Raw genomic sequence first — 1490 nt, forward strand, 5'->3', positions numbered from 1 at the left:
CTTCCAAAACCGCCACGCAACTGTTGGTGGTTCCCAGGTCAATCCCGATGACTTTACCCATAGCCCCCTCTCCCCGTGCGCCAAGTCTCAACCCAAGAACGCAATTCCACGGATCTTAAAAGCATTCTGCCCAGAATCCCGCAGAAACCTTCAGACGTTGCTTTCGTCTCCGTAGCTTTACTGTAGCGTTTCTGAGACTGCTCTGGCTCTGTTTGTCAAGGTTCAAGTGAGCAAGTTCGGCTAGGAAGGTTGAGGGTTTTGGGGAGAGGCGGGCGTGTTTTCCGGACCAGCTTCGATGGTGGCTTGGGCTGGGGGGGATGGTTCAGAGCTGGGGCTGCCCGCCGAGACGGCCACCATGGCATGACGGATCACCAAGTCCCCCAGCTTGTAACCTGGCTGATATTCGATGGCTACCACATCCTCGGGATAGTCTGGGCTGGGCTGACGGGCTATGGCTTCGTGCAGGTTGGGGTCGAAGGGCTGGCCCACCGATTTCATGCGGGAGACGCCCATCTTCTTCAGGCATTCCACCAGCAGGCGGTAGACGCTCTGGTAGCTGTTGTGCAACTCCCGCTCGCGGTCGGTTTCCAGCTTCAGCTGCTGCTGAGCCCGCTCAAAGCTGTCCACAACAGGCAAGATCTCCAGCACAAATTTCTGCCGTTCTTTTTGGCTGAACTCTTCTTTTTCCCGCTGGGTACGCCGCCGGTAGTTTTCAAAATCGGCGTAGAGGCGCAGGTAGGCGTCTTCTTTCTCTTTGAGTTGCTGGCGGACAACTTCCAACTCGTGCTGGAGCTGCTTGAGAGCTTCACCGGGATCTGGAGAAGGCTCAGCTGCGGTTTCTCCGGAGGAGGTACCGGCTTCTGCTTCGCTATCTTCCAAAATCAGCTTCTCCAGCTCTGCCTCTACGTCGATCTCTTCTTCCTGTAGTTCAGGATAGGTATCTTCTGGGGCCATCGGTTGCTTCTCTTCGGCAGTCATGGGCGATGTCGGCAAGTGTTAGCAATGAGCAGTGACTCGGATATCCCCAGTTTGGCAGTTTCAAAACCGCCGCTGCACTCAGCCAAACCAGGCTCTGTGTTGATCGTATTCTACCGGGTTCTCTTTCAGCCAGTTGAAGTCAATATCTTTTCTTTCCTAGCCGACCAGCAGATGTTCCCGTGGCCGGCCCAGGCAATCGGGGAAGTAGATCTTGGCCAAGTCGGGGATTAGGCGCCAGTTGGGGCTGTAGATGGGTTGAATGGGGGAGTGGGTGTGAATATAGTAGACCAGGAAGTCGCGGATGCTATCGGCTGAGATCCACAGGGTTTGGGCTTCTTGGAACATGCTGTAACCGCCGCCGCCGCCGGCTCGGTAGTGGTTAATGGCCAGGCGAAAGGTCTGTGCTGGTTCCACCGGCTGTCCGCGGAATTGTAAGGTCACCAGGCGCTTTCCTACGGGGCGGGTGAGATCGAAGCAGTAGTCGATGCCGTGGTAGAGGTCGAAGGTGTAGC

General features: G+C 56.2%; 3 protein-coding genes. All 3 read right to left on the reverse strand.

Annotated features, from left to right (window positions below):
- A partial coding sequence (locus tag NW846_RS11795) for an Hsp70 family protein (RefSeq protein ID WP_414347302.1) occupies nt 1-61 on the reverse strand: 61 nt, incomplete at its 3' end.
- Between the two features lie 179 nt (nt 62-240).
- Nucleotides 241-978 carry a nucleotide exchange factor GrpE gene (gene grpE / locus NW846_RS11800; RefSeq protein ID WP_414407151.1) on the reverse strand — a complete coding sequence of 246 codons (738 nt, stop codon included), beginning with the start codon at nt 976-978 and terminating at the stop codon, nt 241-243.
- A gap of 156 nt (nt 979-1134) precedes the next feature.
- Nucleotides 1135-1490: 5'-nucleotidase C-terminal domain-containing protein (locus tag NW846_RS11805; RefSeq protein WP_414516110.1), on the reverse strand; the 356-nt coding region annotated here is incomplete at its 5' end.

This window comes from Synechococcus sp. W60.3 (assembly GCF_047502615.1).
In the GTDB taxonomy this organism is placed as follows: Bacteria; Cyanobacteriota; Cyanobacteriia; order Thermostichales; family Thermostichaceae; genus Thermostichus.